Here is a 25,155-nt window from a genome sequence, read left to right on the forward strand (position 1 = left end):
GCAGCGTTGGCCGATTGTCGGCCAGGGGCGCGCGTTAGGAGGTGAGGCTGTGTCCGGTCGTTGCGTCCACGTGGTCCGGGATCTCGTCGTGGCGGTCTCCGACCGTCGGTGTCCCGGTGGGCTCGAACATGAGGATCGCCGCGCCGGAGGGGGCGTACGGCTTGTGCTCCGTGCCGCGGGGGACGGTGAAGGCCGACCCCCGCGGGAGCCGGACGGTTCGCTCGCCGTCGGACTCGCGCAAGGAGATGTGGAGTTCACCGTCGAGCACCAGGAAGAACTCGTCGGTGTTGTCGTGCGCGTGCCAGATGTGCTCGCCCTCGACCTTGGCGATACGGACGTCGTAGTCGTTGACGCGTGTGACGATGCGGGGGCTCCACAGGGCGTCGAAAGAAGCCAGAGCCTGTTCAAGGGAGATGGGCCGGTTGTTCATGGGCTCATCCTGAGCCGTTTCGCACGGCCGGTGTGAGTGCTAGGAATTGCACATGTCGAAAGGATCCTCGCACCCCGTGCGCACGGCGGACGTACCCCGGGTGGTCGTGATCGTGGACGAGAACTCGAACCCCTTCGAGCTCGGCTGCGCGACCGAGGTCTTCGGACTGCGCAGACCGGAGACGGGCCGTGACCTCTACGACTTCAGGCTCTGCTCCCCCGAGCCCCGCACCCTGATGCGGGACGGGTTCTTCACGCTCACGGGAGTCGCCGGTCTGGAAGCGGCCGATACGGCGGACACGTTGATCGTGCCCAACCGTCCCGACGTCGAGGTCCCGCGCAGGCCCGCCGTACTCGATGCCGTCCGGCGGGCGCACGCGCGCGGTGCGCGCCTGATCGGCTTCTGCAGCGGCGCCTTCACCCTGGCCGAGGCCGGCGTTCTCGACGGGCGACGGGCCACCGCGCACTGGCAGTGGGCGGATTCCTTCCGAGCCCGCTTCCCCGCCGTCCACCTGGAATCGGACGTGCTGTTCGTGGACGACGGCGACATCCTCACCGCCGCGGGCAGTGCGGCCGCGCTCGATCTCGGGTTGCATGTGGTGCGCCGCGACCACGGCGCGGAGATCGCCAACGCGGTGAGCCGGAGACTGGTCTTCGCGGCGCACCGGGACGGCGGGCAGCGGCAGTTCGTGGAGCGCCCGATGCCCGACCCGGCCGACGAGTCCCTGGCGCCCGTCCTGGCCTGGGCCCAGGAACGGCTGGACGCACCGCTCACGGTGTCCGCGCTTGCGACGCGGGCCGCGGTCAGCCCGGCGACGCTCCACCGCCGCTTCCGGGCACAGCTGGGAACAACCCCGCTGGCGTGGCTCACGGGGGAACGCCTCGCCCTGGCCTGCCGGCTGATCGAGCGGGGCGAGTCCCGCTTCGAGGTGGTCGCGCGGCGCAGCGGGCTCGGCACGGCCGCCAACCTGCGCCTGCTGATGCGGCGCGAGACGGGCATCAACCCGTCGGCATACAGGCGGCGGTTCGGCCCCGAGGGGAAGTGAAGCCCCGTCGACCCCGGTGCGGTGCGGCCGCTACCGGAGGCGGTCGTCGGGGAGCTGACCGACCGGGTGCCGCCGCCGACGAGCCGAGCGGTGAAGCTCCCGCCGCTCCGCGGTCAGGGTGCCTCCGGCGGCGCCCGCGGTCCGGGCGGTCCAGGTGCTGCCGTTCCAGTGGTGCGGCACGCTGACGTAGGTCATGACCGCCCTGCCCCAGCGCTCGCCCAGCACCCACACGTCGTCCGGCGCGCCGGCCGCGACAGCGGTCAGGCCCGTGACGTCAGGGAACTGGTGCGAGCCGTGGCCGGTCCACTTGGTGCCGGGCAAATGCGAGTGACGGATGTCGCAGCACTCATGCATCATGGGCGGTCATTGCCGCGTTGACGCGCTCACATGTTCGACTTTCGGGTTTCGAGTAAGGAAATTCTGGTGCAGGCAGCCGTTTCGGTGACTCCCGCCGCAGATACGCCGATGGACAGCGAGCTCATACAGACCTGTCTGGAACTGCTGCACCGGGCACGACAGCTCCCCGTGGACGATGCCCAGCGCCGTCTGGTGGAACAGGCCGCCGGCACTCTCGTCCGCGACGGCCGGCATCGCCGCCGCGCTCAGGCACGCGCAGCCCGGGCAGCAGCCGACGCGAAGCTGCTCGCTGCCACGGCCACGGGCGCCCCCGACCGCGTCATGGACGCAGCGCTGCCCACCAACACCCCCGCCACTCGGCCAGGCCTGACGGTCGGCGAGTACGTCAGGAGTCAGCCCGGCTCCGGAACGAAGCGCCCGTCGCCGGACAACGCCCCGGACAACGGCGGGCCTCTGCAGCTGCTGAACCGCCCGCAGCGCTGCTACGCGTGCAAGAACCACTACCGGCAGGTCCACCCCTTCTACCACCAGCTGTGCCCCCAGTGCGCCGAAGAGAACTTCACCCGGCGCACCGCCCGCACCGACCTGAACGGCCGGCGTGCGCTGCTGACCGGCGGACGCGTCAAGATCGGCTACCAGACCGCGCTGATGCTCCTGCGGGACGGCGCCGAGCTCACCGTGACCACCCGCTTCCCCCGCGACGCGGTACGCCGCTTCGCCGCAGCGCCCGGCGCCGCCGACTGGTGGCACCGGCTGCAGATCGCCGCCCTCGACCTGCGTGATCCCCGGCAGGTCCTTGCCTTCACGGACCACCTGCTCTCGCAGGGCCGGCCCCTGGACATCCTGATCAACAACGCGGCTCAGACCCTGCGCCGCTCTCCGCAGGCCTACAGCGCACTCGCCGCCGGCGAGACCGCCGAGACCGCCGACCAGACCCCACTCCCCGCGGCTCGGATCTGGACCGCTCCGGGATTCCTCGCGCCCGGCCCCCGTACGGCGCCCCTGCCGTGGACGACGGAGCTCGCCCCCGGGCTCGTCGCACACCACGCCCTGGCCGGTACCTCGGACGCGGCTGCCGCCTCGGCGGCCGCCGCCCTGCTGCCGCACGCCGCCGTCGACGAGGCGGGCCTGCTGACCGACACGTCCGCCACCAACTCCTGGACGCTGCGGTTGGGACAGGTCGACCCGGTCGAACTGCTGGAAGTCCAGCTGGTCAACGCCATCGCGCCGTTCCTGCTCGCAGACCGCCTGATGCCCCTGCTGGACGCCTCCCCGCACCGGCACCGCTACCTGATCAACGTCTCGGCCGTCGAAGGCCAGTTCACCGTCCGCGACAAGACCGGTGACCACCCGCACACCAACATGGCCAAAGCGGCGCTGAACATGCTCACCCGCACCAGTGCCGCCGACCTGGCTGCCCGTGGCATCCACACCTGCAGTGTCGACACCGGCTGGATCACCGACGAGAAGCCGCTTCCCGCGCGGGAGTGGCACGCCGCCACCGGCTGGCGTCCTCCGCTGGACGTCGTCGACGGTGCAGCCCGCATCTACCACCCCATCGTGCAGGGACAAGCCGGCGCACCCGTCCACGGCGTCCTTCTGAAGGACTACCGGCACGTCGCCTGGTGACGCCTCCCGGGGCTTGAGCAGGCTGCCCGCCGCCGCGCCGCCATGCGCCGTGCCGCTATACCGCCATACTGCCGGCGGTCGGCTGCTGCGACGGCGTCATGGGGACGTCGGCGGCGTCCAGCCCGGGTCCCGTCCGCTCAGCCCGATCGACCGGTCCAGCAGTGGAGCGTCGTCCGGTACGGGCACGACGGGTCCGAAGATGCCCCCGCCACGGCTTTCGTCCTCGGCGGCCGCCAGCAGGAACGCGTGTGCGGCGCGCAGCGCGGCCGCATCGGGGGCGTACGCGTGGCCGATGGCCCGGGCAAGGTCCCAGCCGTGGATCACCAGTTCGTCGACGGCCACGGCACCCGCGATGTCGCCGGGCAGGTCCACGGCGCCCGCGCGGGTCATGCCGGTCCAGGCGGCCGGGTCGGTCCATGCCTCGGCCATTTCGGCGAGGACGCGGGGCAGTTCCTCGCGCCAGTGGTCGGGCAGGGCGGGCACGGCTGCGGCGTCGGGCGCCGTGTCGGTCGTGGGCCCCAGGTTCTTGCGGGCTGCGTCGCGGAAGGCGACGGCGAGGTGTGCGAGGTGGCTCAGGAGGTCGCCGACCGCGTACTCCGGGCAGGGCGTCGGGGCGGCGAGCCGGTCGTCCGAGACTGCCGCCGCGAGTCGGGCCACGACCCGGGCTTGTGGCCGCAGGTCGAGCGTCGCCGTATCGGTCATCTGCGGCTCCGTCCGGGGCGATGGGTTTGGGGGGTGGACCGGTGGCGAGGTACGTGCTCACCGCGCCACGGCCGGGAACCGCGCCTGGACCGGGAGACCACGCTCGCGGCACTACGAGGCGGCCACGACCTCCCCGGCCAGGACCTGAGGGGGGTTCGGGAGCAGTGACGCGAGGTTGTCCCGCACGAAGTCCGCCGCCGTCGCGATCGATTCCTCGGCACCGGCCTGGTCCTGGAAGACGCTGGTCGAGACCATCACCCCGCTCCCGGCGTCGACCCAGTAGTAGGCCACGAAGCCGGGGACCTGCCGGATCAGCGGCACGAACCCCTCTCGCACGATGCGTGCTGCCTCGGCGGGATCGGTCACTCCTTCGTACCGCCGGACTGCTGCGTACATGGTTGGCTCCTCGGTGGCTGCGGGACGGTCGTTGCCGGGACGTCCTTCCCCCGCGGCAGCCACCGCGATCGCAAGCCGACCGGCTTTCACCGTCATGGACCCGCCTGCCGTCCTCCGAACGGCCCCCTTCCCGGCGGGAAGTCGGCTGTCCGTGCGGCGCCTGCGCGTCGCCCGCCGAGGGTGGACTGCCGGTACGTCCCTCCTCGCGCCTGCAAGCCGTACCGTCGAGGTGTGGACAAAGGACATGGCAGCCGAGCGGCCGCGCCGCGGACGGTGCCGCCGAGAGGACGGGTGCGATCGTGAGCCGAATCCTGGTGACCGGTTCCGCGGATGGTCTCGGACGCGCTGCGGCGGACTCGCTGCTGTCCGGAGGGCATGAGGTCGTGGTGCACGCCCGGAACGGAGAGCGCGCCGCAGCCGTCCACGCGTTGGTCGACCGTGGCGCGGACATCGTCGTCGGCGATTTCACGGAACGTGACGCCGTCGTGCGTATCGCCGCCGAGTTGAACGAGGGGAAGCCGCTCGACGCCGTCATCCACAACGCCGGCGTGTGGAGCGGACCAGCCGTCATGCCGGTCAACATCGTCGCACCGTACCTGCTCACGGCCCTGCTACGAGGGCCGCGCCGCTTGGTGTACGTGAGCAGCGGCTCACACCTCGGCGGACACCCGTCACTCTCAGGCGTCGACTGGCGGGGCGAGAGCCCCGGCTCGTACTCCGACAGCAAGCTGTTCGTCACGACGCTCGCGGCCGCGGTGGCGCGCCTGCGCCCCGGGGTGCTGAGCAACGCCGTGGATCCGGGCTGGGTGCCGACGAAGATGGGCGGCCCCAACGCGCCGGACGATCTCGAGCTCGGCCATCGGACACAGGAGTGGCTCGCCTCCAGCGACGACGCCCGAGCACTGGTCACCGGCGGGTATTGGTACCACGGCCAGCTGTTGGAGCCGCACCGCGCGGTCCACGACGAGGCGTTCCAGGACCGTCTCCTGCGCGCGCTGGCCGCCGAGACGGACACCGTGCTCTGACCGGGCCGCGGCGTGCCGCAGCCCGGTCAGTCGCGGCTCTGCCCCTCCCGGGCGGCGCGTCACAGCGAGCACGAGGATGCGCAGCCGCCGCCGGGCGGTGCGGCATCGCCCGGGTTCAGAGCCCCGTCACCTTGGAGCTCGCCGACAGCTCGTACACCAGGGTGACCGTGCTGCGGCCGCCGGGCGGGAGGGGGACGTTCCAGCTGACGATGCCCTCGGAGTCGACGGCTTCGGGGGCCGGGGAGCAGGCGTCCTTGCGCAGCCGGACCTCCACGGCCGAAACCTCGGAGACCGGTATCCGCTCGCGGAGGACCACCACGCGGTCGCCCTGTTCGCCGGGTGCGGAGAACCGGGACAGGTGCACCTCCACCGTGCGGGTGATCACGGTCTTCTGCAGGATTCCGGTGGTGTCCCGGGACTCCTCGGTGCGCCGGACCACCGCATGGTCGTCGCGGCTGCCGAAGGCGAGTTCGACGGGCGCCCCGGGCGCGGTCATGTCCAGCGTGCCCCGGCCGCTGAACCCGCTGCCGCGGACCAGGTCCACCGGGCCGGAGAGCAGGGCGTGACCGGAGAGGTTGTCGAACCGCACCACTTGGGTGACCAAGGGGGACATCTCGGGTGAGCAGACGTGCTCGCTGGTCGTGCCCGTCGTGAAGGCGGAGAGGGGCACCCGGTGGGCGCGGCCGTCCCCGGGCACGGTCACCGGTGCGGGGGCGCTCAGTACGCGTGTCTCGCCGCCGTCGTCCACGCCGGGCAGGCCCAGCACCGGGGTGGGGCCGAGGTCCCCGATCTCCTCCTCGCGCAGCTCGATGTCGACCGTGCGGCGCTCGGCCGCGGAGCGGTCGGTGAGGGTGAGCCTGTCCTCGCCCAGCTGCGGCGGGGTGGTGGTCAGCGCCGAGCGGGCCGTGGACAGGGTCAGTCGTACGTCGGTCCAGTCCTCGCCGGTGCGCTGCCAGACCATCGCGTCGGTCTCCAGCGTCAGGGAGTCCCCGTCGAGGACGGCCCGGTAGGCGGGCCGCCACAGTGCGCACGGGGTGAGGTGTGTCAGGCGCAGTTCCGCCGGGCCGGCGGTCTGGGTCTGCACGGTCAGGTCGATGTGGCCGACCAGCTCGGCCGGCTCCTCCTCGGCCAGGTGCACGGCCCGCCAGGTGGCGGCGAGTTCGGAGTCGAGTGCGGTGAGGCGGGCCTGGACGGTGCGGAGTTGTTCTCCGTGGGTGTCGCGTTCGTCGTCCACCCGGTCCAGTTCGGCGGCCCAGCGGATCCGGTCGGCCTCGCCCGTGCCGGCGCCTTCGGAAATCTCCCGCAGCAGGTCGGTGGCGAGATGGCCGAGGACGTCGAGGCGGGCGTGCAGCCGGTCCCGTCGCCGCTCGAGGGTCTTCTGTTCCTCCTCCAGTTCGTGCACGCGCAGGCGGAGGGCCGAGTCGTCCTCGGTGGACGGCAGCGGCCCGCGGGGCGTCCAGGTCCGCACGATCCGTGCGTCGAGCACGGTCGCGGGGAAGTCGGCGGTCAGACCGGCATGGAGGGTCCGGTCGACGGCGAGCGCGCTGACCGGCCCGAGGCGCAGCCGCTGGACGCCGGCCTCCAGGTCGAGGACGGCGGACCGTTCGACGTGGGCCCGGTCCTCCAGGCAGGTGACGGCGGTGACGGGGAGGGCGATCGGCTTCGGGGCCGTGGACATGGCGGTTGTCAGCTCCTGCGGTTGCCGCCGACCAGGGCTTTGCCGGTCGGGATGCGGATCTCGTAGCCGCCTTCGAGGGCGGCGGTGGCGCCTGCGGGCAGGTCGAGCCGCCAGAGGCGGGTGCCGGGGGCGTGGTTCTCGGGCCCGGTGCCTGCCTCGGGTGCCGTCCAGTCGGCCCGTTCCTCGATCCGGACGTCCGGCTCGGAGCTGACGGGTATCCGCTCGCGGACCTCGACGGTGACGGGTCGGGCGAGCCCGTTGGCCAGCTCGACGTGGACGCGGTGGTCGAGCACGGTGGTGTTGTTGCGCAGGCCCGCCGTCGACTCGTTCAGGTGGGTGCGGCGGATGACCCGGATGCCCTCGGCGGGGCCGAGCCCGACCCTGCGGACGGCGCCGGGAGCGAGCGTGGGCAGGGCAGCCGTCAGCAGGAACTCGCCGTCGACGGTGACCTCCACCGGGCCGGCCAGCAGTGCCTGGTCGGTGGCGTTCGACAGCACCAGCGTGGCGTACACGGTCTGTTCCACGGACGGGACGGTGAGGTATTCGGTGCGCAGCCCGACGGGGATCTCCGTGACCGTGACCGTGTGCCAGGCTCCGTCCGACGGGATGTCGGTGCGTGCGGCGGCGTCGAACCGGTGGTCGAAGGAGCCCGCCGACTCGCGGGGCCTCACCGCGTGGCCGGGGAGCGGCAGCGAGGCCACCGCTTCGGCGCGGCGGCGGTACTCCTGCGCCACCAGGTCCGAGGGGGCGCCGGGGAACAGTCTGCCCCTGTGCGCGCCCGGCTCGTCGGGTCCGCTCAGGACGAGGGCGGCGTAGTCGAGCTCGGTGCCGTTCGGGCGCGGCGGTCCGACCGCCGGGGGCGGGGGCGGAGGAGGCAGCGGGGCGCTGCCGGGAGCTGCGGGCGGCATGGCCGGGCGGCCGGGTGCCCCCGCGAAGGAGGAACCGCCGCTGCGTGCCCGGGCGGCGGGCCGTCCCGAGGGGGCCTGCGGCGCAAGGCCGGGACTTGCGCCGCCGTAGCCCTGCGGTGCCGGGGGCAGGACCGACGGCGGGGGTACGGGCCGCGGGGCGGCGACCGGGGTGGGGCGCGGCACGGGACCGCCTGCCACCACGGCGGACCGGCCGGCGGCCACCGACGCCGCTCCGACGGCGGGACGGGAACCGGCCGCGTCGTATCCGGAGAACAGCCCGGCCAGCCCGGCCGGGGGTTCGCGCCAGCCGGACGGCGCAGGGGCGGCCTGACGGCGGCCGAGGCGGATCGAGCGGAGCCTGGGCAGGTCGTTGCCGCGCCGGAGGTCGGCGGTGGCCAGGGCCATGCGTACGCCGGTCCAGTCCTCACCGGTGCGCTGGGCGACCGAGGCGCGCATCAGGAGACGGCCGTCGCTGTCGCCTTGACGGCAGGTGAGCCGGTAGGTCGGCACCCACACCGCGCCCGGCACTCCGTACTCCAGCTCCACCTCCAGCTGCACCTCCAGTTCCGGCTCCCCGTCCGTCTCGGGTTCCGTCTCGGCCGCCCGGACGCCGTCGGGCCCCGGGGCCGCTCCGGTGCCACCGGTGCGATCGAGGGTGAGATCAAGGGTGAGGACCGCGCAGACCGTGGTCTCCACGTGCGCCGACGGTGCGTCGGTCGAGGCCCGGGCGAGGCGGTCGGCGGCGACGTCGAGCTCGTGCTCCAAGGTGCTCACGGTCCGCTCCAGCTCGGCGAGGCGGGAGTGCAGTCGAGTCAGCCGCTCGTCGACGAAGTCGGCGAGGTCCAGCCACGCGTCCACCGGGGTACGGCGGTGCGGGTCGTCCCTCCTGCGGGCGGGCGGAACCGGCTTGAGCCCCCGGACTTCCTCGATCAGGCCGAGCTGTCGGTCCCGGCGGGCCAGCGCCGCCGCGTACTCGTCGGTCAGCCGCTCGACCTCGCGGCGCAACCCGTCGGGCGTTCCCACGCCGGGCGGGCCGGCCTCGACTTCCACCCGGGCCTCGGTGACCCGCACGCCCGGGGCGCCCAACACTCGGGCCCGCAGCGAGCCCGGGTCCATCGACCGGGGCAGCCCTGCCACCCGCACCTTGCCGTCGGGCGGCACGCTGCCGCGGGCCAGGCGGCGGCAGAGCGCCCCCTGTGCGTACACCACCACCGAATCGAGGGTCGACCCCCACTGTCCTGCTGCTGCTTGCGTCTTCATGTGCACCGCCCCCACCACGTCCGTTCTGGTGAAAGCGTACGCAGAACGAGGCACCGGATCACCTCGCTTACCGCGCCCTGTGGATAACCTCCGTCCGCTTCACGACGATTCGACCCCTCGCGGGCCGAGGCCGGGGGCAGCCCGCCGACGCCGTCGGCGGCTCAGCGTATGTGGTTGATCTTCCCTTCCCGCATCAGCTTCTCCAGCTCCTCGTCCGACAGCGGCTGCAGCGAGTCCAGGAGGTGGCGCAGCCCGCGTTCGTCCAGAGTCTGGCTGGCGACCTCGACCTCCGCGTCCCCGTGGCGGCGGATGAGCGTGACTTCGCGTTCGCCGCCGGAAAGGTCGCGGACCGTGCGCTTCTCGCCGTGCCCGTCCACCGTGCACGTCACGCCGTCCTCCGCGAGCTCGGGGCATCGGGGCGCCGGTGTGAGCGGCGAGCGCACCGTGAGGCCCACGTACGCGAACACGTCCTGGCGGGCGGAGCGGTATTCGGCGATGAAGTAGGAGGGGCTGACCTCCGCACGGGACAGTTCCATGCCGGACGGCGCAGGGCCCACGTACAACAGCTCCGGACGCTCCCGGTACCGCGCGACCTCTGCTGCGTGCCGGCGCTGCTGCGCCTGATCCGGGCCGACGAAGCCCCCGTAGGCCACTGCGGCCGCCAGTACGGCCACCGCCCCCAGCCGCACCCACCGGCCCGGCACGAAGAGCGCCGCGGCAACGGCGTACGGCACGCCCGTCAACGCGATCCGGGTACCGGCGCTCCCCAGGTCGACATCCGCACCGTAGGCGGCCAGACCTGCCAGGTTGCCGAGCGTGCCGAGGAGGAAGACCAGTGCCGCCCAGCCGAGCCGCCGCGGCATGGAGCCGCACAACGGCACCACGGTCCGCGCCGGCACACCCGCGACGACCAGCAGACCCACCGACAGCAGTGCGCCCAGCGCGAAGACCGGCACGGCCGCACCCGTCCCGCCGACCCAGGCCGTCACGAGCAACCCGGAACCGAGCGCCGGCATCACCAGCACCATCGCCGCCCAGACCAGGAAGAGATGCAGGGCCGTTAACGCCCGTCTGCTATGCGTCATGTTGCGGATCTTGGCAGCCGGCTTCCAGGCTCACATGAGTACGCGTACTCAGCCCAGAACCGGCCGAGGCGCGGAAGCCGCCGTGGCGTTGCACCGCGCCCTCAACCCGCTCCGGGCCCACGGCGAGCCGACGGGCCGGGCACACGCGACTCGCCGTTGAACTCAGTTCGTGGTGGCGGCCCGTGCATCGACGTCGGCGAAGAATTCGTCAGCAATGGTGCGGTTGCGCTCGACGTCCGTGAGCGGCTCGCCGAGGATGCGGCCGGCAAGCTCAGTGGCCAACGCGAGGACCCCCTCGCGAAGCTCGGCCTCGGCAATGACCCGGTCCGCCTCGAGCTGGACGGAGGACGCAGCGACCAGTTCATCGCGCACCTTCTGTCCCTCTGCACGAACGACAGCCAGCAGCGCCACACCCTCCTCGTGTGCAGCCTGTCGTATCTTCAGGGCCTCGTGGCGGGCGGCACTCAACTCGGCCAGGTAACGGTCACGGACGCGCTGCGCCTCCAGCCGGACTTCCTCGGCACGTTCCAGCGCGCCCTCAGTGGCGGCTTCTCGCTCCCCAAGGGTCTTCCCGATCCGCGGCACCAGGACCTTGGCCATGATTGCGAAGACCGACAGGAAGCAGACCAGGCCGAGTACGAGTTCGATGAGATTTGGCTTCAGAGGACCCATGATCCGATCATATGAGCGTGATTGGGCCTTTGCTGAGTAGCGAGGACTCGATGACCGGAAATCGCCCGCCGGCAACGGGATTTGGCTTATCGGCGATCACGGGCGGGGCACGGGGTCGCAGGTCATGGGCGAGAACACCCGGGCGATCAGGACAGCAGCCGCACAGGGGCGCGCACGTCGGCGCACGACCCTTCCCCTCACCAGGAACAACGTCGGGCGGGTGCAGGGGATTTGCGACCGGAGCACCGATCTCCCGGGCGCGTACGGCGCTCCGAATCGACCGGCGCAACCGTTTCAGATCATCCGTCTTTTCCCGGGGCGCTTTTACCCAACCGAGATATTTCCGGGCGTGTCCGAAAACCTCCGCAGCGCATCGGCCGAGAACAATGGGCCGTTGTCGAGAGCCAGTACGCATATCACCGGAGAGCAGCCCTGTCGGCCGCTCCCATACCTGGATGCGGAGGATCACGATTGCCCTGCTCCACGGCTGATCACCATATGTCCGACAAGAATCACACCCCGCACAGAAATCGACGAGGCGCTCCGCGCTCTTTCGCCTTCCTGCTCATAATTTCCGTGGCCACGCTGTCCGCCCCTGCCACGCCCGCCGAGGCGGCCTCCCCGTACGGCGCCAAAGCCGTCGTCATCGCCGCCTCCAAGGAGGGCGCCCCATACGTCTACGGGGCCATGGGGCCCAGGCAATTCGACTGCTCCGGTCTCACGCTCTACGCCTTCCGAAAGGCAGGGCGGACACTCCCCCGCACTGCCGAGCAGCAGTACCGGAGCACCAGGCGCATTTCACGCAGACAGCGCACCGCGGGCGACCTCGTCTTCTTTCCTGCCGGCTCGACCATTGCCCACGTGGGCATTTACGCGGGCAATGACAGGATCTGGCACGCACCCCGGCCCGGCACCCGCGTAAGGCTGGAGCAGATCTGGACGGAGAATGCCCGCTACACGCGCGCCAACTGACCGGCGCCGTCAGGGCGCAGGGTCGGACGGCCATGTCGGCGCCTCCGGTTCGCCTGTGAATGTCCCCGCAGCCGTCGGGGCCGGACCGCGGCTGGGCGTGCGTCGAAAGGGGCGCGGACGCGCTGCCCTGCGCATGGGTGACCGAGCAACGCGACGCGCTCCGATCCGACCGTCTCCCCCTGTCGCGGGCACCGCCCGGGCGGCCCCGGCTGGCCGAGCGGCGCGGCTCGGGGTGTGCTGGTGTCATGCGGCCGATCTCCGTACGACTCCCTGCGGGGGCATCCGGGAGGGCCGGGGTTCTGGCCTCGGTCTCGATCGCCCTGTTCTGCATCCAGGTCGACTTCTTCGCCCTGAACCTGGCCATTCCCGGCATCACCGCCGGGATGCGGGTGACGGTTTCCGCGAGCCAGTGGACTTTGTCCGCCTACATGCTCGCCATCGGCTGCTTCTTCATCGTGGGAGGCCGCCTGGGCGACCTCCTCGGCCGCCGCGCCGTGTTGCTGACCGGGCTGGCCCTGTTCGCCGCCGCCTCCGTCGGCTGTGCCCTGGCACCCACCCTGGGCTTCCACGTCGCAGCCCGCGTCGTACAGGGGGTGGGGGCAGCGCTGATCTTCCCCGTCCCGGTCGCCGTCGTCACCAACGCCTTCTCCGACGCCACCCGGGCCCGGGCCCTGGGCATCACGTTCGGCATCGCCAACCTGGGTACCGCCCTCGGACCGTTCGTCGGCGGCGGTCTCACCGACGGCCCCGGATGGCGTTGGATCTTCTGGTTCCTGGCACCGCTGAGCGCCTCGGCTCTGCTGATCGCCCTGCGTTACGTACCCGACTCCCGCGATGAGAGCGCTACCGGGCAGGTCGACCTGCCCGGGGCGCTGGCCGTCGTCGTCGGCCTGGCTGCACTCACCCTCGCCGTCGAACGGGGTACGGCGTGCGCTCTGCGTCGCCGAACGCGATCTGCTCGAGTACGCATACTCATGTGCAGCGGGAGGCTTGACCGGAGGCTGTGCGCATGACGCGAATTCCCGCCCCGGCCGGCACGGTTGCCCGCTCCAGACGGCGCCCGCAGCTCGCCCTCGCGACAACCGTCCTCGCCGCCCTGGCACTCGCCGCCTGCGGCACCCGGCAGACAGCTGCCGACGGATCGCACAGCAGGCCCGCTGACGTCGTCAGCGCCCGGCGCACGGACGCGCCGGCCGCATCCGGTCAACAGGCGGCTTTCATCGCGATGTTGAACGGGACTGCGTAGCACTGCCCCTCGGACACCGCCCCGGCGGCGGAAACGCTGCCGACCGACGATCCCGCGACCGAGGCTCTGGAGGCACCCCTCGCCCCCACCGCGGGCCCGGAAGTGGAGTTGGGCGCTCGCGACTGGTGCGCGAGCGCCCGTCACGAAGAGCGCATCGCCCGGGCGCTCTGGGATCTCACAGACCCCACCCCCGACCGGGTCAGGAGGAGCCTGAACGACCTCGGCTACATCGACGAACGCATACACGACCTCAAGCAGTCCGGCCCGACCACGCGCTTCCTCCTCGACCTGCGCGTCGACGGTGGCCGACTCTGTCTGAAGGGCGCAGCGGCCGGCGAGGAGACCACCGTCGAGAAGTGCGTGGCTCCCAAGACCGGACCGGTCACAGCGAACGAGCGGATGCCGTGACGTCCTCGACGTCGCAGTCGGTGCGCACCATCGCCGGGCGGCCGGTTCGGGCGGTGTCGCCGTCGCCGTCTCACAGCAGGCCCATGTCGCGGGCGCGGATCGCGGCCTGGGTGCGGTCGCGCAGGTTCAGGCGGCCGAGGATGCGGGAGATGTGGTTCTTGACGGTGCCTTCGCTGACGAAGAGCGCCGTGGAGATCTCCCGGTTGGTCAGGCCTTCGGCCACCAGGCGGAGGATCTCGGTCTCGCGTGGGCTGAGTGCGGGCGCTTCCTGGTCCGGTGCCGGGCCGGGGCGGGGCAGGGCGGCGGCCAGGCGGCCGGCCACCGAGGAGTCGAGCTGGGTGACGCCGGCATGGGCGAGCCGCAGGGCGTGGGCCAGTTCCTCCGCGGCCAGGTCCTTCAGCAGGTAGCCGCTCGCCCCGGCGCGCAGGGCTTGGATGACGTACTGCTCGTCGTCGAAGGTCGTCAGCATGACCGTCCGGCATTCCGGGGCTTTGACGCGCAGGACGGCGGCGGCCTCGACGCCGTCCATGCCCGGCATGCGGACGTCCATCAGGACGATGTCGGGGCGCAGTTCGAGTGTCTTGTCCACGGCTTCCTTGCCGTCCGCCGCCGTGCCCACGACGGTGATGCCCTGCCGGATGCCGAGCAGTGCGGCGATGCCTTCGCGGATGAGCTGCTGGTCGTCGACGACCAGGACGCGTACCGTCATGGCGCCGCCGCCCCGGTGACCGGCGTGCGCGGGACGGTCACGGTGAGCCGGGTGCCGGCTCCGGGGGTGCTGTCGAGCTCCACCCTGCCGTCCACCAGCCGTGCCCGCTCCCGGATGCCGAGCAGGCCGAATCCGATGTCGTCACCGCTGCCGGGGAGGAATCCACGGCCGTCGTCGACGACCACCAGCCGGGCGGTCTCCGTGCCGAGTGTGACGGTTATCGACACCCGGGTGGCTCGGGCGTGCCGGCGGGCGTTGGTGAGGCCCTCCTGCGCGGCGCGGTAGAGGGTGGTCAGGGCGGCGGGGCCGTAGCCGCTCTCGTCGCCTTCGACCTCGGCGGTGACCAGCGGCCGCCCGCCGTGGCCCCGGGCGAGGCCGGCCAGCGCGGCGGACAGCGAGGGCGAGGCGGGCTCCTCGCGCAGGGCGCGGACGGACTGCCGTACGTCGCCCAGGGCGAGCTTCACCGATCGCCTGGCCTCCTCGACCGCTCGCTGCGCGGCGTCCGGGTCAAGACCGCGGAATTCCGTGGCCAGCTCCAACTGTACGGAGGCGGCGGTGAGGTGGTGGCCGAGACTGTCGTGGATGTCCCGGGCCAGCCGGTTGCGCTCCGCTGCGGCGGACAGGTCGCCGACCCGGGCGGCGTAGGAGGCCAGCCGCGCCCGGCCCTCCTGTTCGGCGGCCGCCACGGCCGCCATGGAAACGGCCAGGACCAGGCCGACGCCGAGCATCAGCACGTCGGAGACACGCTCCAGGTCCCGGTACCAGCCGGGGGCCGACACCCCGTAGCCGGTGAGGAGGCCGCCCGTGCACAGGGCGGCGAGGGCCAGGGCGGTCCGGTGGCCGAAGGCGAAGCAGGCCCAGAACGGCAGGAGGACGAACAGCGCGCGGGCCAGGCCCGAGTCGTCCACGGCGTTCACCCCGGCGGTCAGCCCCAGGCGTGTGAGGAGCAGGACCGCGGCGGGCCGGCGCGGGGTACGGACCGGGAAGCGGTGCCGCTCGACGCCGTCCAGTACGCACATCAGCGCGAGCCCGGCGGCGAATCCGGCCGTGCGGATGCCGCCCGGTGACCCGCCTGTGCCCGGGGCCAGTCCGGCGGCCCGGAAATACAGTCCGCCGGCGAGCACGGCTCCGTACAGCAAGGGTGCGACCCACGGCACCGGGCGGGTCGATCCCTTCACATTCCACGCGGACACCGCGTCACCCCCTGCGTTCCGGGCCCAGGCTAGGGCCTGGCCAGGCCGGGTATCGAGGGCGGCGGGCGGACCGGTGACCGCCGGCGGACGAAGTGGCCGTTCGGCACGTGCCGAACGGCACCCGGTGGACCGTGCCGGGTGGACGCCAGGAGTCCCCGGTCCGCATCTGTGGGAGCCGGGAGGCGCCTCCTAGCGTCGGAGGCACCGTCCACACCCACCGCCTTGGAGGTGCCCGTGGTGTCCGCCCACCGACCCGCCACCCGACTCTTCGCCCTGTCCGGACTGCTGTCCGGGGCGCTCATCGCCCTGCCCGCGCTCGTCGAGGCGTTCACCGGGGAGACCGCGGTCACCAGCTGGCTGCTCGGGCTCGCCCCTGCGCTCTCGCTGCCGCTGATCACGGCCCTGCACCTGCGGCAGCGCCATGTGGCGGGCCGCTTCGGCGAGGTCGCCTTCGTGGTGAACCTCGTCGGTGCCGGCCTGTTCGGCGGGGCCGCGTTCACGCTCAACATGGCGCTCTTCCACCTCGACGACACCATCGTCAAGGAGCTGCTCGACGGGCCGACACGGCCCGCCCTGCTGGGCTCGGCGATCGTCTTCGCCGCGGGCAGCACGCTGCTGGGCGCCGCGGCGATCCGCGCCCGGGTGTGGCCGCGCGTGCCGTCCTGGGGGTACACGGTCGTGGTGCCGCTGCTCGCGCTTCTCGCGCCGCTGCCCGATGCGCCGGTCAAGAACGCGCTGCACGTCCTTGTCGGCGTGACGCTGATGTGGTTCGCGGCGACGCTGTACGCCGACCCCTCCGCGGCGACGCCGGCGGCCGCTGCCGCGGCCCCGGACCCGTACCCGGCCTCGACCTCGGACCAGGCCTCGGACCGGGCCTCGGACCGGGCCTCGGACCGGGCCTCGGTCGGGAGCCGGGTGCCGTCGGTCTCCGGCTCAGGCCGCCGGCGGCTCGTCCGGGGTCAGGACGTCGAGCGCGCGGTCGAGGGCGTCGAGGAGTGAGGCCTGCTCGGCGGGGGCGTAGAGCATCCGCAGCGCGAGCCCGTCGCCGAGTGCGATGACGGCGTCGGCGGTGGCTCCGGCAGCGGGGCAGCCGACGCTCTCGAGCCACGCCGCGAGGACCTCCCTGACGTCGCGGTCGACCTGGCTCCGGATCGCGGCGAGGCGGGGGTGGTGGGCCGCCTGCACGGCGAAGGCGAGCTGTGCGGCGGCTTCGGCACGGCGTTCCTCGTCCAGCGGGAGCGTGGTGAGGACCAGCTCGCGCAACGCCTGGCGCAGCGGCAGGCCGGTGTCCACGAGCGCCATCCGCTCCTCGACGCGCTCACCGGCCAGTTCGGCGGCAAAGACCAGCATCTCCTCCTTGGAGCGGAAGTACTTCTGTACGGCACCGGCGGACCGGCCGCTGGCCGCGGCCACGGTGCGCACACTGACCTGGTCCAGGCCGCGCTCCGCGGCGAGCCGCAGGAGCGCGGCACCGATCTGCCGGCGCTGCTCGGGCCGGTCGACGGTCTTCGGCATGGGACACCTTCCCTCTTTGAGATACAGTCGTATTCTAACGACGAAGGGGGAAGACGATGAACGACGACCGCAGCAAACCCTCCGCGCCCTCCACACCCTCTGTGCCCTCCGTGCCCTCGGCACCGGCGGTGCGGGTTTCGGACGCCGACCGTGACCGGGCCCTCGGCATTCTGGCCGCGGCGCTGGCCGAAGGCCGGCTCGACGCGCAGGAGCACGCGAGCCGGGTCCAGGCGGCCCTCCGGGCATGCACCGCCGACGATCTCGGAGCCCTCACCGCCGACCTGCCGGCCCCGACGCCGACCCGGGCCGAACAGGACCGCAAGGACTTGGCGGAGTGGCTCCGGGAGTGGCGGTACTGGCTCGGCGGGCTGGTGCTCATGACGGCGGTCTGGGGCGTGCGCTGCCTGCAGAAGGGGGAGCTGACGTACTACTGGCCTGTCGCCCCGCTGGGGGTGTGGGCGGCCGTGCTCGTCGCCGTGGCGATCTGGCCCCGCCAGGGTGACGAGGGCGGCGAGAACTGACCGTGCCCGGGGATTCTGCGGTGAATGCTTCACTTGCCGATGGCTTGGTCGGCCGGCCGGGGAGGGCGTGTGGAGGAGCCGGGTTTCCGCGTACTGCTGACGGACGTCGGTGACGGCAGGAAGGCGGAGCTGGTCCGTGCGGTGCGCGCGGTGACGGGCCTCAGCCTCTGGCACAGCAAGGTGCTGCTGGACCGCTTGCCGGCGGCCGTGACGGAGCCGGACTGGTTCGAGGCCGCGGGGGAGGTTGCCGGGCGGCTTGAGGACGCAGGCGCCCGGGTGACCGTGTTGTGCGACTGGTGTGACCGGGCCATTCCACGCGGGCCCGGCCCCGTTGATCCCGGCCCGTGCGAAGGGCCGTGGCCCGATGGCGCCTGCCGGGCGAGCTGTTGAAGCGATGCCTCGTGGTGGTTCGTGGCGTCTGCGGCCGGACGACGCCGCAGCGGGCAGCGTCCGGGGCCGGGTCGGGCTCTGCGTGCGGGCGGGTGTGTCGTCGCCGCGGCGTGGTGCAGCGCCGAACGGAGATGGTCTCCGGCGCTCCGCGATGTCCCCGTTCCACACCGCATCGGACCGTCGGGCGCAGGGCGTCCGCCTGACGCGACGGTCGATTGTCAGTGGTGGGTGGGAGGATCGGAGCATCCAGTCGGAAACGGGGGAGCACTCATGTCCGGTACGCAGAACTACATCAATCACGTTGCTCTTGTGTTGGACGCCAGTTCGTCCATGTCACAGCTGAGCCGCAAGGTCGTCGAAGTGGCCGACCAGCAGATTGCATATCTGGCCCGCCGGTCGAAGGAACTCGACCAGGAAACCCGTGTCACGGTGTACGTGTTCTCGAACAAGGTGGAATGCGTCATCTACGACAAGGACGTGCTGCGCATGCCGTCCTTGAAGCAGTTGTACCGGGTCGGTGGAATGACGGCACTGCTGGCGGCCACGCTGAAGTCGCAGCGGGAGCTGGCCCAGACCGCTCAGCTGTACGGCGACCACAGCTTCCTGACGTTCGTGCTGACCGACGGACAGGAGAACGCAAGTCATCGCTGCCCGGACGCCCCTGCCACGAACCAGCGTGAACTGGTGCAGGCCGTGGCCACGATGATCGAGACGCAGGACGACAACTGGACGCTGGCCGTCCTCGTGCCGGACCAGATGGGCAAGCGCGAGGCCATGCAGTACGGCTTCCCGAAGGACAACATCGCCATCTGGGACGCCACGAGCACACAGGGGCTGGAGGAGGCCGGCCATGTCATCCAGCAGGCCACCGAGAAATTCATGGTGGGCCGCACCAAGGGAATCCGGGGATCGCGGGCGGTGTTCTCCGTGGGTGCAGAAGCAGTCAACAAGGACACCATCGAGGCGGCCGGCCTCACCCCGGTGGATGCGTCGAAGTATCAGCTCATTCCCGTGTCTCGCGAAGTGGCGATCCGGGAGTGGGTCGTCGAATGCGGGCACACGTACCGGACCGGTTGTGCGTTCTATCAGCTGAGCAAGTCGGAGAAGATCCAGGCACGGAAGCAGATTGCGGTCCTGGAGAAGAAGACGGACCGGATATACACGGGGCCGGAGGCCCGCGCCCTGCTCGGCCTGCCGGACACCGAAGTGCGCGTCAAGCCGGACCACAACGACGACTTCACGATCTTCGTGCAGAGCACCAGCGTGAACCGGAAGCTGGTGCCGAACACGCGGCTCCTGCTCATGGCCTGACGCCTTGGAAGCCCCGCCGGGTCAGACCGGCGGGGCTTCCTCCGCCTTCGGCACGCCGCCGCCCACCGCCGCCCCCGACGAACAGGCGCACACGTTCGCGTCCCGGCTTCCGCGTCAGGGAGTGGCGGGCTGGTTGAACGGGCCGCCGGTGGTGAAGGCGTGCTGCGCGAAGCGTGCGCCGATGAGGCGGTGGGTTTCGGGGTCCGGGTGGAGGTGGTCGGGCAGGGGCATGGCGGCCTCGTCCGACGGTCCGTACAGGTCGCGTCCGTCGAGGTGGTACAGGTTCGGGTCGTCGGCGGAGCGCTCGCGGACGATACGGGCCAGCTCGTCCCGGATGACGGTGAGGGTCAGCTTTCCGCCGGCGACTTCACGAGGGTCGCCCGTGGCGCGGAACTTCAGCTGCCCGGTGGCGAGGGCGTCCGGGTCGGGCACGCACGGGCCTGGGGTGTCCTCGTGTACGGGGCACAGGATCGGCGAGACGACGAGCAGCGGTGCCGTCGGGTGGCCTTCGCGGATCGTGTCGAGGAAGCCGTGCACGGCCGGGCCGAAGGCCCGCAGCCTCATCAGGTCGAGGTTGACCACGTTGATGCCGAGCTTGACGCTGATCAGGTCGGCGGGGGTGTCGCGGATCGTGCGGGCGGTGAAGGGGTCGAGCAGCGCGCTGCCGCCGAACCCCAGATTGATCAGTTCCGCTCCGCCGAGCGAAGCGGCGAGGGCGGGCCAGGTGGTGCTGGGGCTCGCGGCATCGGAGCCGTGGCTGATCGAACTGCCGTGGTGCAGCCAGACGGGACGGCCACGGTGAGGCAGCGGCTCCACGGGGGCGTCGGTGCGCAGCGCGACGAGCTCGGTGGTTTCGTCGTGCGGCAGCCAGATCTCGACGTCCTTCGCTCCCGACGGCAGGCCGGTGAAGCGGATGGCGGTCGGCGGGCCGGGGCGGTGCTCGGTGCTCCAGTCCGTCATGTCGATGACGAGGGTGTCGCCGCCGTGGGCGGTGCCCTGCGCGGTGAGCCGGCCGTCGACCAGCAGGTCGTACACGCCGTCCGGCCGGGGAGGCGCGCCCGTGTAGACGCGTTTGGTGGGCACGGTGTCGAGCTCGATCGCGGTGGCCCCGGTGCGGAAGGCGAGCCGTACGCCGGACGGCTGGGCCTCGGCCATGGCGAGCTGTCCGTCGGCGCACTGGGCCCGGGCCCGGGCGGGCAGCCGGTGCGGCAGCAGTCCGCGGGCCGTGCGCTCCAGCTCGATGGCGCCGCGTATCAGGGAGTCGGTGATCGGGGTGGTGATCCAGTGTGGTGTGAGGTGTTCGCGTTCGCGGGGGTGTGAGGGGCCTGAGGGGTCTGAGGGCATGGCGGTGCTCCTGTCGGTCGGTGCGGGGGCGGGCTGCGGGTCGGCGCTCACGGTGTGGGCCAGTCGCGCAGCAGGGCGTCGAGGGCGTCGAGGATGCGGTCCCAGCTCTCCTGGCTGTCGGGAGAGCTGTGGCTGAAGCCGCCGGCCATCTCCAGGCTGACGTAGCCGTGGAAGACGCTGCCGAGCATGCGGACGGCGTGGGTCTCTTCCGGTTCCGCCAGGTCGTAGCCGCGCAGGATGGCCCGCGTCATCCGCGCGTGGCGTACGCCTGCGCTCGCCAGAGCGGTGTCGGTATCCAGCGGGAACCGGGTCGCGGTGTAACGGCCGGGGTGCCGGCGGGCGTAATCGCGGAAGACGTTCGCGTACGCCCCGAGGGCGTCCTTGCCGGACCGTCCGGCGAGGGCGTCGGCGGCGCGGTCGGCGAGCTCCTCCAGGCAGAACAGCGCGATCCGGGTTTTCAGGTCGTGGGAGTTGCGCAGGTGCGAGTACAGGCTCGCGACCTTGACGTCGAACCTCCGGGCGAGTTCCGAGAGCGTCACGTGCTCGAAGCCGATCTCGTCCGCCAGCTCCGCGCCGGCCCGCACCAGTCGATCCGCCGTGAGCCCGACACGTCCTGCCACCCGTGTCTCCTTCCTTCCCTGGGACTGCGACAACCGCCTAAGGTGTATATGAGATTACCTAAAGATTATAGGCAGCGGGTCGCAGAGTGGTGATCTGCTGCGGCAGGGAGGGCGTTTCGTCCACGAGGCGGCCCGCCCGTCCGTCTAGGCTCGGCCCGTGCCGCAACCCGAGCAGCGCGTCGAAGGCTTCGGACCGTTCACCACCCGGGTCACCTGGCAACTGCCCGGTGGCGGGACGGCGGTCTGGGAGTCACGTCTCGCCCGGCGGCGAGGAGCGCTCGCCGTCCGTGCGCCGGGGGCGGACCACGACCGGCACGCCCGTGCCGGCGAGGTGGCGATCGGTCGGCTGCGCAGGCTCAACTCCATCGCCGCGACCGCGTTCATCATCGGCGGGGCCCTCTTCGCGGCCGGCGCCGGCGTCGCCCAGTTCGGGTCCGGCAACGCCATGGAAAGCGCCTCGATCTACTTCGCCGGCGGCCTCTTCTTCAACACCGGCGGCTACGCCTCGCTCCTGCAGGCGGTCAACGCGCCCCGCCACACGGCCGGCGGCCGGGTGCTGGTCACCCACCGCTGGCGGTGGTGGAGTTACGAGCCGATGCGGCTGGACTGGCTGAGCGCCTTCCTTCTGTTCACGGGCACGCTGGTGTTCGGCGTGAACCTGCTGGACTCGTTCCTGCAGGGGCTGAGCGTCCAGCAGGTCAACCGGCTGATCTGGGTACCCGACGTGGTGGGCTGCCTGCTCTTCCTGGCTTCCGGGCACCTCGCCCTCCTCGAGGTGTGCCACGGACGGCCCCGCGTCCTCCTGCGCAACCTCGGCTGGTGGATCGTCGGGGTGAACCAGCTCGGGTCCGTCCTCTTCATGGTTTCCGCGCTCGCCGCGTTCACCCGGCCGGCCACCGGCAGCCCGGTCAACGTCGACATCGCGAACTGGGGCACCCTCACCGGCGCCCTCTGCTTCTCCGTCGGCGGCATCCTCCAGCTCTTCGAACGCCCGTAGAGCTGCCCTTCCCGGACTGCCCCGGCTCGGGGATCCTCGCGGTGCCCGGCCGGGGGATACTGGGGCGCGGCTGATCCGAACATCATCCGCCCATCAGTCCCCCACCGGCGGCGTCACCGCCCGGCTGCTGGCCCCAACCCACCCTCTCGCGAGGAGCACCCCACGCATGTCGATACCCCCGCAGCCGCCCTCGTCCCCACAGCCGTACCCGCCGTCGGGGCCGTACGGGCAGCCCGGCCAACCGGGATATCCCGGGCAGCCCGGGCCTGCGGCGCCGTACGGCGGTCAGCAGGGCTGGTACCCGCCGCCGCAGAAGACCAACGTGCCGGCCATCGTGGCGTTCGTGATGTCGCTCGTCTGCGCGGTGCCGACGGTCCCGCTGGTCCTCGGCCTCGTCGCCCTCTCCCAGATCCGCAAGACCGGCGAGAAGGGCAAGGGGCTGGCCATCGCGGCCATCGTCATCCACGCCGTGTCGCTCGCGTTCATCGTGCTCCTGCTGGTGCTCGGGCTGTCCGGAGCGCTGGGCGACGGCGCTTCACCGCGGCTCGACACCAATGGCCAGGTCACCACCCCCGGCTCCAGCGACGTGCAGGACATCCGCAAGGGCGACTGCTTCAACACCGATGACGATCTGGCGAAGACCCAGGAGCAGGAGGGCACCCAGGCCCGCTTCTCGGTGCGGACCGTGCCCTGCGACCAGCCCCACGAGGGTGAGGCGTACGACGTCTTCAACCTGGAGAACGGTACGTTCCCCGGAGAGGACAAGGTCATCGCGATCGCCGAGGAGAAGTGCGGCGGAAAGGCGCTGACCGACTACGTGGGCAAGGCCTCGAAGCTCCCGAAGACGCTGGAGGTGTTCTACTACTACCCGCAGGCCAGCAGCTGGACCCTCGGCGACCGCGAGGTCACCTGCTTCCTGGGCACCGCCAACGGCACGAGCACCGGCTCCGCCCGCTCCACCGGTTCCTGAACCTCCGTCACCGGTCGCCGAGCCGGTCTCGCTCGCCGGGAAGGAACGACGTGTACCCCGCCGCGCTGCCCGCCGGTCCGGCTGCGACCGAGGCCGCCGCATCCCCCCCTCGGGTGCGGCGGCCTCGGTGTTTGTGGTGCGGGCGGATGGCCCTCGGGTGATCCGGTTACCGGTCGGATATCTTCAGCAGCTTGTTCGGCGTACCGCTGCTCGGGTTGGTGATCTTCCCCGGGGTCGCGCCCGCCGTCAGTGCCTCGGCGATCTGCGCGGGGGTGGCGTCCTTGTGGCCGGCCAGGTACAGCGCGGCGGCCCCCGCGACGTGCGGGCTCGCCATGGACGTACCGGAGATCGTCTTCGTGCCCGTGTCGCTGTCGTTCCAGGTGGAGGTGATGTCCGAGCCCGGTGCGTACAGGTCGACGACGGCGCCGAAGTTGGAGAAGGGCGACTGGGCGTCGGCGGCGGTGCTGGAGGCGACGGTGATCGCCTCCCGGACGCGGGAGGGCGAGCCCTGCCCGGCGTCGGCCGAGTCGTTGCCCGCGGCGACCGCGAAGGTGACGCCCGCCGCGATCGCACGGCGCACGGCCTCGTCGAGCGCCTCGTCGGCACCGCCGCCGAGGCTCATGTTCGCCACCGAGGGGCCGCTGTGGTGCTGCGTCACCCAGTCGATCCCGGCCACGACCTGCTCGGTGCTGCCCGACCCCTCGTCGTCGAGGACGCGGACGGCGACGATCTTTGCGGCCTTCGCCACCCCGTGCGACTGCCCGGCTATGGTCCCGGCGACGTGCGTGCCGTGTCCGTTGCCGTCGTCGGCGCCCTGGTCGTTGTCCACGGCGTCGAAGCCGTGCTGGGCCCGGCCGCCGAAGTCCTTGTGGCTGATCCGGACTCCGGTGTCGATGACGTACGCCGTGACGCCCTCCCCGCCCGCGTCGGGGTAGGTGAACTTCTTGTCCCCGGCCGTCTCCGTCTGGTCGACGCGGTCGAGGCCCCAGGACGGCGGGTCGTCCTGGGTGGTGTTGATGGAGAACTTCTTGTTCTGGACGACCTTGGCCACCGCCGGGTCGGCGGCGAGGCGCTTGGCTCCGGTCTCCGAAAGCCCGGCCGCGGAGAAGCCGTTGACCGCGGACGTGTACGTGCGCTTCAGTTCGCCGCCGTACTTCTTGGCGAGGGCCTGCTTGTCCGCGTCCTGGTCGAGGATGACGATGTAGCTGCCGGGGAGCGCTCCGGGGGCGCCGAGGCCGTACACCGTGCCCTCGGCGGGTGCGGTCGCACCGGCGAACGGCGATAACAGCATGCAGAGGCCGGCGGTGGTGGTGACTCCCGTGGCCACGGCCAGAATGCGGAGGCCGCGTGAACGTACGCGGGCATGCCGGTGAGTTGACATGAGGAGGGTTCTCCTTGGGTTGACGTGTGGGGCGTCAAAGCGTTGTCGCGCAACCCCGTTGGAGCCGAAGGATCTCCTGGGGCTGGTTCGAAACCCTGACCGATTCGCAGAGGCGATTCAAGGCCGCCCGGGCCGTCAGCCCTGTTCGACAAGGTTTCTTGAGAAAATCTCCTCGTCAGCCCCTCGGAACGATCACACTCTCCGAACGACCGCCACATGTACATCACTTCGCGATGCACTAGCGAAGATCAACCGCCGGTGGCCCCGCGGCGGCCCAGCCGGCCGGCAGGGGCACTGGGGGCGCCCCGGACGTACGCGTCCCGCCTGCGCCGGGTGCCGGAGCATCAGGAGGGGCGCCCGCCTTTGCAGGTGGGCGCCCCTCCCTTTGCGG

Annotated in this window: 27 protein-coding genes; 13 read left to right on the forward strand and 14 right to left on the reverse strand. The window is 71.8% G+C overall.

Annotation, left to right across the window (positions count from 1 at the left end):
• Window positions 1-34 precede the first annotated feature (34 nt).
• Window positions 35-430, reverse strand: coding sequence for a cupin domain-containing protein (locus tag ACIQUT_RS26050; RefSeq protein ID WP_403566112.1), 396 nt, complete (start codon window positions 428-430; stop codon window positions 35-37).
• A gap of 52 nt (window positions 431-482) precedes the next feature.
• Between ACIQUT_RS26050 and ACIQUT_RS26055 the strand changes: the two genes are divergently transcribed.
• A complete protein-coding gene (locus tag ACIQUT_RS26055) occupies window positions 483-1,475 on the forward strand; it encodes a GlxA family transcriptional regulator (RefSeq protein ID WP_403566114.1) in 993 nt (330 codons plus the stop codon).
• A 30-nt stretch (window positions 1,476-1,505) separates the two neighbouring features.
• On the opposite strand, the gene ACIQUT_RS26060 is transcribed toward ACIQUT_RS26055, so the two are convergent.
• Window positions 1,506-1,832: a hypothetical protein gene (locus ACIQUT_RS26060; protein WP_403566116.1), complete on the reverse strand. Its 327-nt coding sequence runs from the start codon at window positions 1,830-1,832 to the stop codon at window positions 1,506-1,508.
• A 108-nt stretch (window positions 1,833-1,940) separates the two neighbouring features.
• Between ACIQUT_RS26060 and ACIQUT_RS26065 the strand changes: the two genes are divergently transcribed.
• Window positions 1,941-3,461 carry an SDR family NAD(P)-dependent oxidoreductase gene (locus ACIQUT_RS26065; protein ID WP_403566308.1) on the forward strand — a complete coding sequence of 507 codons (1,521 nt, stop codon included), beginning with the start codon at window positions 1,941-1,943 and terminating at the stop codon, window positions 3,459-3,461.
• Between the two features lie 96 nt (window positions 3,462-3,557).
• Here ACIQUT_RS26065 and ACIQUT_RS26070 read toward each other — a convergent pair whose 3' ends face one another.
• Together ACIQUT_RS26070 and ACIQUT_RS26075 are read right to left on the reverse strand one after the other, a co-directional pair.
• Entirely contained in the window at window positions 3,558-4,163 is a 606-nt protein-coding gene (locus ACIQUT_RS26070) for a TIGR03086 family metal-binding protein (protein WP_403566117.1), read from the reverse strand.
• Window positions 4,164-4,274: 111 nt separating this feature from the next.
• On the reverse strand, window positions 4,275-4,559 hold the full coding sequence (locus ACIQUT_RS26075; RefSeq protein WP_403566119.1) for a hypothetical protein: 285 nt from the start codon (window positions 4,557-4,559) through the stop codon (window positions 4,275-4,277).
• Between the two features lie 299 nt (window positions 4,560-4,858).
• Between ACIQUT_RS26075 and ACIQUT_RS26080 the strand changes: the two genes are divergently transcribed.
• Window positions 4,859-5,584 (forward strand): SDR family NAD(P)-dependent oxidoreductase, encoded by a 726-nt coding sequence (locus tag ACIQUT_RS26080; RefSeq protein ID WP_403566121.1) that lies wholly within the window; start codon window positions 4,859-4,861, stop codon window positions 5,582-5,584.
• Between the two features lie 115 nt (window positions 5,585-5,699).
• Here ACIQUT_RS26080 and ACIQUT_RS26085 read toward each other — a convergent pair whose 3' ends face one another.
• From ACIQUT_RS26085 to ACIQUT_RS26100, 4 genes are all read right to left on the reverse strand, one after another.
• The gene (locus tag ACIQUT_RS26085; protein WP_403566123.1) at window positions 5,700-7,262 is read right to left on the reverse strand and encodes a mucoidy inhibitor MuiA family protein; all 1,563 of its coding nucleotides are present in this window, start codon (window positions 7,260-7,262) and stop codon (window positions 5,700-5,702) included.
• An 8-nt stretch (window positions 7,263-7,270) separates the two neighbouring features.
• Window positions 7,271-9,430: a DUF4139 domain-containing protein gene (locus ACIQUT_RS26090; protein ID WP_403566125.1), complete on the reverse strand. Its 2,160-nt coding sequence runs from the start codon at window positions 9,428-9,430 to the stop codon at window positions 7,271-7,273.
• Window positions 9,431-9,591: 161 nt separating this feature from the next.
• Window positions 9,592-10,515 (reverse strand): hypothetical protein, encoded by a 924-nt coding sequence (locus ACIQUT_RS26095; protein ID WP_403566127.1) that lies wholly within the window; start codon window positions 10,513-10,515, stop codon window positions 9,592-9,594.
• Window positions 10,516-10,677: 162 nt separating this feature from the next.
• The gene (locus tag ACIQUT_RS26100; protein WP_403566128.1) at window positions 10,678-11,187 is read right to left on the reverse strand and encodes a hypothetical protein; all 510 of its coding nucleotides are present in this window, start codon (window positions 11,185-11,187) and stop codon (window positions 10,678-10,680) included.
• A gap of 498 nt (window positions 11,188-11,685) precedes the next feature.
• Between ACIQUT_RS26100 and ACIQUT_RS26105 the strand changes: the two genes are divergently transcribed.
• The 4 genes from ACIQUT_RS26105 (at window position 11,686) to ACIQUT_RS26120 (ending at window position 13,813) form a co-directional block, all read left to right on the forward strand.
• The gene (locus ACIQUT_RS26105) at window positions 11,686-12,159 is read left to right on the forward strand and encodes a C40 family peptidase (RefSeq protein WP_403566130.1); all 474 of its coding nucleotides are present in this window, start codon (window positions 11,686-11,688) and stop codon (window positions 12,157-12,159) included.
• A 245-nt stretch (window positions 12,160-12,404) separates the two neighbouring features.
• Window positions 12,405-13,172, forward strand: coding sequence for an MFS transporter (locus ACIQUT_RS26110; protein ID WP_403566132.1), 768 nt, complete (start codon window positions 12,405-12,407; stop codon window positions 13,170-13,172).
• A complete protein-coding gene (locus ACIQUT_RS26115) occupies window positions 13,169-13,405 on the forward strand; it encodes a hypothetical protein (RefSeq protein WP_403566133.1) in 237 nt (78 codons plus the stop codon). Before ACIQUT_RS26110 ends, ACIQUT_RS26115 begins: the two co-directional genes overlap by 4 nt.
• Before the next feature lie 108 nt (window positions 13,406-13,513).
• Window positions 13,514-13,813 carry a hypothetical protein gene (locus ACIQUT_RS26120; RefSeq protein ID WP_403566135.1) on the forward strand — a complete coding sequence of 100 codons (300 nt, stop codon included), beginning with the start codon at window positions 13,514-13,516 and terminating at the stop codon, window positions 13,811-13,813.
• A 70-nt stretch (window positions 13,814-13,883) separates the two neighbouring features.
• On the opposite strand, the gene ACIQUT_RS26125 is transcribed toward ACIQUT_RS26120, so the two are convergent.
• Both ACIQUT_RS26125 and ACIQUT_RS26130 read right to left on the reverse strand, forming a co-directional pair.
• Complete coding sequence (locus ACIQUT_RS26125) at window positions 13,884-14,522, reverse strand: response regulator (protein ID WP_403566137.1); 639 nt, start codon at window positions 14,520-14,522, stop codon at window positions 13,884-13,886.
• Complete coding sequence (locus ACIQUT_RS26130; protein ID WP_403566138.1) at window positions 14,519-15,715, reverse strand: sensor histidine kinase; 1,197 nt, start codon at window positions 15,713-15,715, stop codon at window positions 14,519-14,521. The genes ACIQUT_RS26125 and ACIQUT_RS26130 overlap by 4 nt, the downstream gene beginning before the upstream one ends.
• A gap of 237 nt (window positions 15,716-15,952) precedes the next feature.
• Here ACIQUT_RS26130 and ACIQUT_RS26135 point away from each other — a divergent pair, with 237 nt between their 5' ends.
• Window positions 15,953-16,714, forward strand: a complete 762-nt coding sequence (locus ACIQUT_RS26135; protein WP_403566140.1) for a hypothetical protein — start codon at window positions 15,953-15,955, stop codon at window positions 16,712-16,714.
• Here ACIQUT_RS26135 and ACIQUT_RS26140 read toward each other — a convergent pair.
• Window positions 16,649-17,230 carry a TetR/AcrR family transcriptional regulator gene (locus ACIQUT_RS26140; RefSeq protein WP_403566142.1) on the reverse strand — a complete coding sequence of 194 codons (582 nt, stop codon included), beginning with the start codon at window positions 17,228-17,230 and terminating at the stop codon, window positions 16,649-16,651. The two genes, ACIQUT_RS26135 and ACIQUT_RS26140, sit on opposite strands and share 66 nt — an antisense overlap.
• 56 nt (window positions 17,231-17,286) lie before the next feature.
• Between ACIQUT_RS26140 and ACIQUT_RS26145 the strand changes: the two genes are divergently transcribed.
• From ACIQUT_RS26145 to ACIQUT_RS26155, 3 genes are all read left to right on the forward strand, one after another.
• Window positions 17,287-17,751: a DUF1707 domain-containing protein gene (locus ACIQUT_RS26145; RefSeq protein WP_403566143.1), complete on the forward strand. Its 465-nt coding sequence runs from the start codon at window positions 17,287-17,289 to the stop codon at window positions 17,749-17,751.
• Between the two features lie 69 nt (window positions 17,752-17,820).
• Window positions 17,821-18,141 (forward strand): ribosomal protein L7/L12, encoded by a 321-nt coding sequence (locus ACIQUT_RS26150; protein ID WP_403566145.1) that lies wholly within the window; start codon window positions 17,821-17,823, stop codon window positions 18,139-18,141.
• A 270-nt stretch (window positions 18,142-18,411) separates the two neighbouring features.
• On the forward strand, window positions 18,412-19,452 hold the full coding sequence (locus ACIQUT_RS26155) for a vWA domain-containing protein (protein WP_403566147.1): 1,041 nt from the start codon (window positions 18,412-18,414) through the stop codon (window positions 19,450-19,452).
• Window positions 19,453-19,566: 114 nt separating this feature from the next.
• On the opposite strand, the gene ACIQUT_RS26160 is transcribed toward ACIQUT_RS26155, so the two are convergent.
• Both ACIQUT_RS26160 and ACIQUT_RS26165 read right to left on the reverse strand, forming a co-directional pair.
• The gene (locus tag ACIQUT_RS26160; protein WP_403566149.1) at window positions 19,567-20,796 is read right to left on the reverse strand and encodes a GDSL-type esterase/lipase family protein; all 1,230 of its coding nucleotides are present in this window, start codon (window positions 20,794-20,796) and stop codon (window positions 19,567-19,569) included.
• A 47-nt stretch (window positions 20,797-20,843) separates the two neighbouring features.
• The gene (locus ACIQUT_RS26165; RefSeq protein WP_403566151.1) at window positions 20,844-21,416 is read right to left on the reverse strand and encodes a TetR/AcrR family transcriptional regulator; all 573 of its coding nucleotides are present in this window, start codon (window positions 21,414-21,416) and stop codon (window positions 20,844-20,846) included.
• 157 nt (window positions 21,417-21,573) lie between these two features.
• Here ACIQUT_RS26165 and ACIQUT_RS26170 point away from each other — a divergent pair, with 157 nt between their 5' ends.
• Entirely contained in the window at window positions 21,574-22,413 is an 840-nt protein-coding gene (locus tag ACIQUT_RS26170) for a hypothetical protein (RefSeq protein ID WP_403566153.1), read from the forward strand.
• A 166-nt stretch (window positions 22,414-22,579) separates the two neighbouring features.
• Window positions 22,580-23,383 (forward strand): DUF4190 domain-containing protein, encoded by an 804-nt coding sequence (locus ACIQUT_RS26175; RefSeq protein WP_403566154.1) that lies wholly within the window; start codon window positions 22,580-22,582, stop codon window positions 23,381-23,383.
• A 166-nt stretch (window positions 23,384-23,549) separates the two neighbouring features.
• Here the strand turns inward: ACIQUT_RS26175 and ACIQUT_RS26180 are convergent, their stop codons facing one another.
• Complete coding sequence (locus tag ACIQUT_RS26180) at window positions 23,550-24,764, reverse strand: S8 family serine peptidase (protein WP_403566156.1); 1,215 nt, start codon at window positions 24,762-24,764, stop codon at window positions 23,550-23,552.
• Between the last annotated feature and the right edge of the window lie 391 nt (window positions 24,765-25,155).

The sequence above is a fragment of the Streptomyces sp. NPDC090445 genome (assembly GCF_044769385.1).
Lineage (GTDB): Bacteria > Actinomycetota > Actinomycetes > Streptomycetales > Streptomycetaceae > Streptomyces.

What these genes read in the sequence shown, in the direction of transcription:
- ACIQUT_RS26050 (WP_403566112.1), bottom strand. Translation starts at nt 430, where the DNA reads ATGAACAACCGGCCCATCTCCCTTGAACAGGCTCTGGCTTCTTTCGAC.
- ACIQUT_RS26055 (WP_403566114.1), top strand. Translation starts at nt 483, where the DNA reads ATGTCGAAAGGATCCTCGCACCCCGTGCGCACGGCGGACGTACCCCGG.
- ACIQUT_RS26060 (WP_403566116.1), bottom strand. Translation starts at nt 1,832, where the DNA reads ATGATGCATGAGTGCTGCGACATCCGTCACTCGCATTTGCCCGGCACC.
- ACIQUT_RS26065 (WP_403566308.1), top strand. Translation starts at nt 1,941, where the DNA reads ATGGACAGCGAGCTCATACAGACCTGTCTGGAACTGCTGCACCGGGCA.
- ACIQUT_RS26070 (WP_403566117.1), bottom strand. Translation starts at nt 4,163, where the DNA reads ATGACCGATACGGCGACGCTCGACCTGCGGCCACAAGCCCGGGTCGTG.
- ACIQUT_RS26075 (WP_403566119.1), bottom strand. Translation starts at nt 4,559, where the DNA reads ATGTACGCAGCAGTCCGGCGGTACGAAGGAGTGACCGATCCCGCCGAG.
- ACIQUT_RS26085 (WP_403566123.1), bottom strand. Translation starts at nt 7,262, where the DNA reads ATGTCCACGGCCCCGAAGCCGATCGCCCTCCCCGTCACCGCCGTCACC.
- ACIQUT_RS26090 (WP_403566125.1), bottom strand. Translation starts at nt 9,430, where the DNA reads ATGAAGACGCAAGCAGCAGCAGGACAGTGGGGGTCGACCCTCGATTCG.
- ACIQUT_RS26095 (WP_403566127.1), bottom strand. Translation starts at nt 10,515, where the DNA reads ATGACGCATAGCAGACGGGCGTTAACGGCCCTGCATCTCTTCCTGGTC.
- ACIQUT_RS26100 (WP_403566128.1), bottom strand. Translation starts at nt 11,187, where the DNA reads ATGGGTCCTCTGAAGCCAAATCTCATCGAACTCGTACTCGGCCTGGTC.
- ACIQUT_RS26105 (WP_403566130.1), top strand. Translation starts at nt 11,686, where the DNA reads ATGTCCGACAAGAATCACACCCCGCACAGAAATCGACGAGGCGCTCCG.
- ACIQUT_RS26110 (WP_403566132.1), top strand. Translation starts at nt 12,405, where the DNA reads ATGCGGCCGATCTCCGTACGACTCCCTGCGGGGGCATCCGGGAGGGCC.
- ACIQUT_RS26115 (WP_403566133.1), top strand. Translation starts at nt 13,169, where the DNA reads ATGACGCGAATTCCCGCCCCGGCCGGCACGGTTGCCCGCTCCAGACGG.
- ACIQUT_RS26125 (WP_403566137.1), bottom strand. Translation starts at nt 14,522, where the DNA reads ATGACGGTACGCGTCCTGGTCGTCGACGACCAGCAGCTCATCCGCGAA.
- ACIQUT_RS26140 (WP_403566142.1), bottom strand. Translation starts at nt 17,230, where the DNA reads ATGCCGAAGACCGTCGACCGGCCCGAGCAGCGCCGGCAGATCGGTGCC.
- ACIQUT_RS26145 (WP_403566143.1), top strand. Translation starts at nt 17,287, where the DNA reads ATGAACGACGACCGCAGCAAACCCTCCGCGCCCTCCACACCCTCTGTG.
- ACIQUT_RS26155 (WP_403566147.1), top strand. Translation starts at nt 18,412, where the DNA reads ATGTCCGGTACGCAGAACTACATCAATCACGTTGCTCTTGTGTTGGAC.
- ACIQUT_RS26160 (WP_403566149.1), bottom strand. Translation starts at nt 20,796, where the DNA reads ATGCCCTCAGACCCCTCAGGCCCCTCACACCCCCGCGAACGCGAACAC.
- ACIQUT_RS26175 (WP_403566154.1), top strand. Translation starts at nt 22,580, where the DNA reads ATGTCGATACCCCCGCAGCCGCCCTCGTCCCCACAGCCGTACCCGCCG.
- ACIQUT_RS26180 (WP_403566156.1), bottom strand. Translation starts at nt 24,764, where the DNA reads ATGTCAACTCACCGGCATGCCCGCGTACGTTCACGCGGCCTCCGCATT.